This window comes from Dokdonella sp., from assembly GCF_035703485.1.
GTDB lineage: Bacteria > Pseudomonadota > Gammaproteobacteria > Xanthomonadales > Rhodanobacteraceae > Dokdonella.
The window spans coordinates 1-8,257 of record NZ_DASSYD010000039.1 but is presented as its reverse complement, the minus strand read 5'-3'; the positions used below and the strand labels follow the sequence as shown (position 1 = coordinate 8,257).

The 8,257-nt window shown below is 61.0% G+C and carries 8 protein-coding genes; 6 read left to right on the top strand and 2 right to left on the bottom strand.

Going from position 1 to position 8,257, the window contains the following annotated elements:
• Nucleotides 1-438 (bottom strand): hypothetical protein (locus VFN25_RS03035; RefSeq protein ID WP_325138681.1); only part of this gene is annotated, 438 nt, incomplete at its 3' end.
• Between the two features lie 255 nt (nt 439-693).
• On the opposite strand from VFN25_RS03035, the gene VFN25_RS03030 reads away from it, so the two are divergent.
• The 4 genes from VFN25_RS03030 (at nt 694) to VFN25_RS03015 (ending at nt 5,529) form a co-directional block, all read left to right on the top strand.
• Nucleotides 694-1,941, top strand: a complete 1,248-nt coding sequence (locus tag VFN25_RS03030) for a multifunctional CCA addition/repair protein (protein ID WP_325138678.1) — start codon at nt 694-696, stop codon at nt 1,939-1,941.
• A 120-nt stretch (nt 1,942-2,061) separates the two neighbouring features.
• A complete protein-coding gene (locus VFN25_RS03025) occupies nt 2,062-2,919 on the top strand; it encodes a hypothetical protein (RefSeq protein WP_325138676.1) in 858 nt (285 codons plus the stop codon).
• A gap of 397 nt (nt 2,920-3,316) precedes the next feature.
• Nucleotides 3,317-4,054 carry an ATP-binding cassette domain-containing protein gene (locus VFN25_RS03020; RefSeq protein ID WP_325138674.1) on the top strand — a complete coding sequence of 246 codons (738 nt, stop codon included), beginning with the start codon at nt 3,317-3,319 and terminating at the stop codon, nt 4,052-4,054.
• Complete coding sequence (locus tag VFN25_RS03015; protein WP_325138673.1) at nt 4,051-5,529, top strand: glycine betaine ABC transporter substrate-binding protein; 1,479 nt, start codon at nt 4,051-4,053, stop codon at nt 5,527-5,529. The genes VFN25_RS03020 and VFN25_RS03015 overlap by 4 nt, the downstream gene beginning before the upstream one ends.
• Before the next feature lie 98 nt (nt 5,530-5,627).
• Here the strand turns inward: VFN25_RS03015 and VFN25_RS03010 are convergent, their stop codons facing one another.
• Nucleotides 5,628-6,623, bottom strand: a complete 996-nt coding sequence (locus VFN25_RS03010) for an LLM class flavin-dependent oxidoreductase (protein ID WP_325138671.1) — start codon at nt 6,621-6,623, stop codon at nt 5,628-5,630.
• A 123-nt stretch (nt 6,624-6,746) separates the two neighbouring features.
• On the opposite strand from VFN25_RS03010, the gene VFN25_RS03005 reads away from it, so the two are divergent.
• Complete coding sequence (locus VFN25_RS03005) at nt 6,747-7,469, top strand: rRNA pseudouridine synthase (protein ID WP_325138669.1); 723 nt, start codon at nt 6,747-6,749, stop codon at nt 7,467-7,469.
• A 48-nt stretch (nt 7,470-7,517) separates the two neighbouring features.
• On the top strand, nt 7,518-8,257 hold a 740-nt coding region (locus VFN25_RS03000), incomplete at its 3' end, for a retropepsin-like aspartic protease (RefSeq protein ID WP_325138666.1).

Below are 8,257 nucleotides of genomic sequence, written 5' to 3'. Positions count from 1 at the left end.
TGGCGACTGATCTGCGCTGGCGAGCGCATCTTCTGTCAAAACATCATTGATTTGCGATCTAAGGTTGTTGTCACCAAGATAATCGTGAGCGGAAATGGTGTCATAACCTAAATTCGACGAAAAATTTAGGTTATGTAGTTGCACGACTAAACCGGATTTATAGGATCCATTAGTATGGTTATATATATACGATAGATTAGCCGCAGTCTCGATTTGCTCGGGCGATACCGTGAGGAAATTGGCGGTTTGGCATGTCAAGTTGATTGAGCTATTTGCTGAGCGAGCTTGAGGATGACTGAGCGGCCCGTCTGTCGGCTCGACAACGTTAACTGAGCCACCACACGAAATCCTGAACTTTGCGACCTCTCCATTTAGTGGATTCCAAATGGTCCACGTACCTTGGCCCGCATTTTGCGCATGAGTCTCCATTTGACTCATCGAACAGTTCGTACAGGGCAGAGCGGTCGCGTACGAATCGGAGCATGCAATTAGCGCTCCCAAAATCATCGCGGTTGTTGCTATGAATAATGTCTTCAAAATGCTATCTCCTTATTGCCTACAAGATAATTGCGCTGCAATTGCAGCAAAATCATACTACATCGCCCCCCCCCCCCCTATATGCAAATTCCATCCTCCGTTGTGTCGCGCTGATACGAAGCCCCATGGAAATCTAGGCTCTGGCACAATCAGCGGATGAAGATCTATCGGGTAGGCGGTGCGGTTCGCGACAGGTTGCTTGGCAGAACGTCGAGCGACGTTGACCATGTCGTGGTCGGGGCCACGCCCGAGCAGATGCTGGCTGAGGGCTATCGGCCGGTCGGCAAGGATTTTCCGGTATTCCTGCATCCGCGCACAAACGAGGAGTACGCGCTGGCGCGGACCGAGCGCAAGACCGCGCCGGGTTATCACGGATTTGCCTTCAATGCCGATCCGTCGGTGACCCTGGAAGCCGATCTCGAACGGCGCGACCTGACCATCAACGCAATGGCCGAGAATGCCGACGGCGAGCTTGTCGATCCCTACGGTGGCGCGCGTGATCTTGAGGCGCGCGTATTGCGCCACGTCTCACCGGCTTTTGCCGAGGATCCGGTTCGTGTGTTGCGCGTGGCGCGGTTCCTTGCGCGATTCTCCTCCTACGGTTTCACGATTGCCGACGAGACGATGCAACTGATGCGCGACATGGTCGCTGCTGGCGAGGTTGATCATCTGGTTCCAGAGCGGGTCTGGGCGGAGACGCGCAAGGCGCTGAGCGAAGTCACCCCGTCGGCATTTTTGCGCAGCTTGCGCGGATGTGGTGCGCTGAAGATCCTGTTTGCGGAAATCGACGCACTCTATGGCGTGCCTCAGCGGGCCGAATACCATCCGGAGATCGACACTGGCATCCACAACGAAATGGTCGTCGACATGGCCGCCAGGCTCGCCCCCGGCGACGATCTGATCGGCTTCTGCGCGATGACCCACGATCTCGGCAAGGCGCTGACACCGGCTCGCGAACTGCCCCGCCACATCATGCATGAGGAGCGCGGCGTGGCGCCGTTGCGCGCGCTCGCCGAGCGCCTGCGCGTGCCGACCGAACATGCCGAGCTCGGCGTGCTTTGCTGTCGGCTGCACCTGTTGTCACATCGCGCTTTCGAGTTGCGCCCGGAAACCCTGTTCGGCCTGATCGAAAAACTCGACGCCTTGCGCAAGCCGCAGCGGATCGAGCAGTTCATCACCGTTTGCGAAGCCGACAAGCGTGGTCGCCTGGGGTACTCGGAATCCGACTATCCACAAGGGGATCTGCTGCGCGCCGCCTATCAGGCCGCGATCACGATCAAGGCGGCGCCCTACGTGGCCGAGGGACTACAGGGGCCGGCCATCGCCGAGGCCATGCGCAAGGCGCGCGTCAAAGCCGTGGCAGCGGTCAAGGCCGGATTCCCGGATCCCGCGTCCGCGACCTGAGGCTCACAATCGCCGAACATGCACCCCCTCATTCGCGGGGTATGGACGCTGAGTGCGACTGCATAGGATGTGGCCCCATCGGCGTCGACACGCCGGCAGTCACTCCATCAGGGGAATCCCATGTCCGTACACCAACACACATCGGGTCGTGTGCGATCAGCGCGCCCGCATCGACGCTTCAGCCGTATCCTGCTCGCTACCGCATTGAGCCTGGCTGCTGCGCCCGCGTTTGCCATCTTCACCAATGGTGGCTTCGAACAGAACAGCTTTGTCGGCTGGACCCTGGCCGGCGGCACCAATCCCGGTTTGCTCGGCGCCGAGCCGTTCACCAGTGCCAGCATCCAGATCACGCCCGGTGCGCCGGGTCCGGCATCGATTGTCGGTCAGATGACCGATCTGCTGGCGCCGACGATCTTGTTGCCGCGCGTCGGCCAGCTGACGGCCAAACTCAATGATGAGAACGGTGGCGCGCTGGTCACCAGTCTGGTCCAGACCGACACGGTCACCAGCGCCGATATCGATCCGGCCGATGGCTTGCCGCACATCCGCTTTGCGTTTGCACCGGTCATGGATGATCCCAACCATTCACCGAACCAGCAGCCGTATTTCTATGTTTCGGTGAAAAACCTTGCCGACAACAGCATCCTGTTCGAGCAGTTCGCCTATTCGGGACAAGCCGGGGTGAACTTCCTCAGTGGTGCAGGAAACTGGAAGTACCTTGAATTCCAGAACATCGATGTCGTGCTGCCGCTCAGCGCGGTCGGCGAGCAGGTCGAGCTGACCGTGATTGCGGCAGATTGCTCGCTCGGCGGGCATGGCGGTTACGTCTATGTCGATGGCTTTGGCTCATCCAACGTGCCACCACCTGGCAATGCGGCCGTCATCACCGAGGTTCCGGTCAATCAACCGGCGATCCTTGTCCTGCTTGCCAGTTTGCTCGGTCTGATCGGCTTTCGAGCCGCTCGCGCAAAAGTTTGATCCTGCCTGCGCCAAATCTCTGAAAGGCGGCCAGCAAAGAGCCGCCACGCCCTCAAGGAAGCGCGAGGATGGTTTTTCACGGATGAGTCGGCCATTCCGGATTGGATTCGGAGTGGCCGTTTGCGTTGCCTCGCACTAAGGCAACGCTGATCAAGTGGCGCAATCGTCACGACACCTGTCTGCGCGCAGACAGGTGTCGCCTAACCGATTGCCTATATTGAAACAGGTGGTATCCAGAAGGCCCGCCAGCCGCGCCGCGCAGCTCGTCAAGGCAACCAGCCTTCACTTCGCGACGCAGCCCGACTGGCGAACCTTCTGAATGCCATGACGGTTGTGCCACTTGACCAGCGTTGCCTCAAACGTATTCGCCTTGATTCCATTCCGCTATTGTTGATCGATGTTCAGCCTCTCATCGGTCAGTAAACGCTATGCGACGACGATCGCTCTGGATCGTCTTGATCTGGAAATTGCGTCGGCACGCACGACTGCGCTGATCGGCCCCAGCGGTGCCGGCAAGTCAACCGTCTTGCGCATGTTGATCGGGCTGGAGTGGCCGGACTCCGGTGAGGTTCGCTTTGATGCCGAGCTGCTGCAGCGTGAGCGTTTGCTCGAACAGCGTCGGCGCATCGGCTACGTGATCCAGGAAGGAGGACTGTTTCCGCATATGACGGCGGCGGAAAATGTCGGTCTGCTGGCACGTACGCTGGGTTGGTCACGCCAAGCGATCGCGGCACGTGCCCATGAACTCGCCGAGCTTTGCCAGTTGCCGATCGATGCCATGGCGCGCTATCCGGCCGAACTTTCCGGCGGTCAGCGCCAGCGCGTCGGCCTGATCCGCGCCTTGATGCTGGATCCGCCGGTGCTGCTGCTCGATGAGCCGCTGGGCGCGCTCGATCCGATCGTGCGTTTCGAGTTGCAAGCGCAGATGCGCGAGTTGTTTGCAAAGCTCGACAAGACCGTCGTTCTGGTCACCCACGATGTCGCCGAGGCGGCCTTTCTGGCCGATACGCTGGTCTTGCTGCGCCACGGTTCGCTGCTGCAGCAGGGATCGGCGCGCGAGTTGATCGATTCGCCGAATGATCCCTTCGTGCACCAGTTCATGACCGCGCAACGCAGTCTGGCGGATCTCGCATGAGGCGCGTGCTGATTCTCGTCCTGGCATTTTTTGGCGCTGCCTGTTCGGCGCCTGCGAAACAGGGATCCGTAGTCATCATCGGTTCGAAGGCTTTTACCGAGTCGGTGATTCTCGGTGAAATCGCCAGCGGACTTGCGCGACAGGCGGATATCGAAGTCCGCCATCGACGCCAACTCGGTGGCACGCGGATCCTCTGGCGTGCCCTTGAGAACGGCCAGATCGACGTCTATCCGGAATACACCGGCACCCTGGCCCAGGAGTTGCTGCAGATGCCCGATGCCGATTTCGGGGCATTGCGCGCAGCCCTGGCTGAAAAGGGTCTGGCGATGACCGACCCGCTCGGCTTCAACAATACTTATGCACTGGGTATGGCCAGCCAGCGTGCGGCACAACTCGGCATCCATTCAATCAGCGATCTGCGCGGACATGCTGATCTGCGCTTTGGGCTGAGCAACGAGTTCATGCAACGCGCGGATGGATGGCCGGGGCTGCGCGAGGCGTATGCGCTACCGCAAACCGCGACCGGCCTCGATCACGATCTGGCCTATCGTGGCCTCGCCAATGGCGCGCTCGATGTCACCGACCTGTATCGCACGGATGCCGAAATTCCCTACTACCAGCTCGCCGTGCTTGATGACGATCGCGGCTATTTTCCGAGCTATCAAGCCGTCTATCTGTACCGTTTGGATTTGCGCAAAAGAGCCCCGGGATTTGTGCAAGCGCTCAACGGTTTGGCCGGGCGCATCGATGCGGCGACCATGCAGTCGCTCAATGCCAGGGTCAAACTCGAACGCCAGGCGGAAGCCAGCGTCGCAGCCAACTGGCTCGGCATCGATGCGCCGACACGCAGCGGGCGCAGCTCGCGGATCTGGAAACGCACTGTCGAGCACCTGGCCCTGGTCGGCATCTCGCTGGGTCTGGCCTTGCTTGTCGCGCTGCCGCTCGGCGTGTTCGCCGCCCGGCGTCCGCGGCTGGGGCAGGTGATCCTGACCACGACCGGCCTGCTGCAAACGCTGCCCTCGCTGGCCGTGTTCGTGTTCATGATTCCGTTGCTCGGCATCGGCGCCAAGCCGGCGATCGCCGCGTTGTTTCTCTACAGCTTGCTGCCGATCGTGCGCAATACGCATGCCGGCCTGAGCGGGATTCCGCGCGAGTTGCGTGAAACCGCGGCTGCGATTGGCTTGCCATCAAGGACACGCCTGTGGCGTATCGAGCTGCCACTGGCACTGGGCACGATCCTCGCCGGCATCAAGATCGCCGCCGTGATCAATGTCGGCACCGCCACGCTCGGCGCGCTGATTGGTGCCGGCGGCTATGGCCAACCGATACTTGCCGGCATTCGCCTCGATGACATCGGACTGATACTTGAAGGCGCGATTCCGGCTGCCGCGCTGGCCTTGGTCGTTCAAGCGGTATTCGAAATCATCGAGCGATTGCTGACACCCAGAGGCTTGCGTCTGGCCGCTCGGCAATGAGGACTTGGCGAAGCATGCGGGCGGCGATGATTGAGTCAAGTTCCTGATTTGGCGAAATTGATATTTCTTTCCACGCGTCGTTTCGACCGGCGATTGAATCAGGCTCCGGCATGCGCCTGCATGGCGATCTCGAATGAGCGCACGCGCGCCGCATGATCGAAGATGTTCGCGGTCAGCATCAGCTCATCGGGATGGTGCTGGTCGATGAATGCCTGCATGCCACGGCGCACGGTTTCGAATGAGCCGACCACGGCGCACGCCAGTGCCTGGTCGACACCGGCCTTTTCGACCGGCGTACACCAGTCATCGAACGCCGATGCGGATTCCAGCGGGGCCGGTACCAGTCCCGGCTTTCCGCGCCGCAGCTGGACAAAGGCCTGTTGTTGGGTGGTGAACAGACGACGCGCCTCGTCATCGGTTTCCGCCGCAACCGCGTTCAACGCCAGCATCACATGCGGCCGCTGCAGGCGTGCCGATGGACGGAAATTGCGCCGATAGACAGCCAGCGCCTCGTCCAGCATCGGCGGAGCGAAATGCGAGGCAAACGCATACGGAAGACCGAGCATGGCCGCGAGACTGGCACCGAACAGGCTCGACCCCAACAGCCAGGCTTCCACGTTGATACCGGCTCCGGGAACGGCGCGAACGCTTTGTCCGGCAACGGCTGGCTCGAAGTAGCCAAGCAGTTCGACCACGTCGGCGGGAAATTCTTCGGCATTCTCATAGCTGCGTCGCAAGGCACGCGCGGCAGCCTGATCGGTGCCCGGTGCCCGACCCAGACCGAGGTCGATGCGATTGGGGTACAACGAGGCCAGCGTACCGAACTGCTCGGCCACCTGCAGCGGCGCGTGATTCGGCAGCATGATGCCGCCGGCGCCGACGCGGATCGTCGAGGTGCCGCCGGCGATGTGGCCGATCAGCACCGCCGTGGCCGCGCTGGCGATACCGGGCATGTTGTGGTGTTCGGCCAGCCAGTAGCGGCTATAGCCCAGGCGCTCGGCGGCGCGCGCGAGATCGAGCGTGTTGATAAAGGTCTGCCGCGCATCACTGCCTTCGGTGACCGGCGCCAGATCGAGAATGGAAAGTGGAATCATGGACAAATCCTCAATAATATCGACGTGGCCGATGGCAAGTCAGGCGAGAATCGGCAAAACGAGCAGGCGCAAGAGCCGATCCGCCGGTACACTGCAGGCCGCCACCATCGAACGCCCCGCACCATGTCCGAACCCATTCGCCTCGCCAAACGCGTCGCCGCCATTCGCGGCTGTTCACGCGCCGATGCCGAGCGCTATGTCGAAGGCGGCTGGGTTTCTGTTGATGGCGTGGTCATCGATCGACCGCAGCACAAGGTGACCACCGAGGTGGTGACGATCGATGACGATGCAAGCCTCACCCCGCTGGAACCGGCCACCCTGCTGCTGCACAAACCCGCCGGCTTCGACGCAATCAGCGGTAACAATCCGGCAGTAACGCTTGCCGTGGCCGGCGCGCAGTGGAGTGACGATGCCAGCGGCGTGCGCCCGCTCAAGCGCCACCTCGCCAACCTGACCCCGCTGGTGTCGCTTGATCGCGAAGCCAGCGGTCTGATCGTGCTGACCCAGGATGGCCGCGTCTGGCGCCGCCTGAGTGAGGACGGCGACGACATCGAACACGAATACATCGTCGAAGTCAGCGGCGAAATCGCCCCATGGGGTTTACGTCGCCTCAATCACGGACTCAGTTACGAAGGTCGTGTGCTGCCACCGTGCAAGGTCAGCTGGCAGAACGAAGTGCGTCTGCGCTTTGCCATCAAGGGCTGCCAGGGCGGACAACTCCGCGACATGTGTCGACAGGTCAATCTCGATATCGTCTCGATCCGGCGCATCCGCATCGGCCGCATCCCGCTCGGCAAGATGCCCGAGGGAAGCTGGCGCTATCTGCCGGCGAATGAGCGGTTTTGACGTCATCCCACCCGTTGTTTGCAATCAGCCCGAGGCAAGGGAGGTAGAGTGAATTACCCGGATGCATTCGCCGTAGCGCCTGCCGGAAGAGGCAATGTCCAAGCCGGCAAATCGCGGTCATCGTACTCGTTGCCTGGCTTGATCTTGATCTTGGCATTCGCCAATAGTGGCTTGTGTTTGGCGGTTGAACCGTTGGCGGACGTTGCCTTCATCCCCGGAACGATCCAGCCACTGGTAGCCATCTCCATTGGAAAACACTCAAACATCGCTTGCGTCGTTGACACGGGATCCACGGTCAGCGTCGTCAACTCCGAGTTGAGCCGCGGTGCGGAAACGATAGGGATGCCCAAGGTAACCGTTGCCAATGGCACGCGTTCGATGCCACTGGTTCGGTTGCGCGATGTCGCCATAGGCAACGCACGCCTCAAGTTCGTTGACACCTTGCGCCGGAACAGCAGCTGGTTCGATGCCAAAGTCAAAGCGCCATGCGTACTTGGTGGAAGTTTTCTCGACAAGTTCACCGTTGATCTTGATTTCGACGCCAATCGACTCCGCCTGTATCAGCGCGGAACCCGACTGGCGGACGTCGCCGATGTCAGCTTGACGCCCGACAGCATACTGAAAGGGCGTGTCAGCAGCGGCCACCTGGTCGTGGACGCGCAGGTGGGCAGGATCACGGTGAAGGCCTTGATCGACACCGGTTGGATCCAGACCGCAGCCAACGAGCCGTTGCTACACGCGCTCGGAATTTCGCCCGATGGCCCGCAAGTCGAAACAGGCGTCTCGGC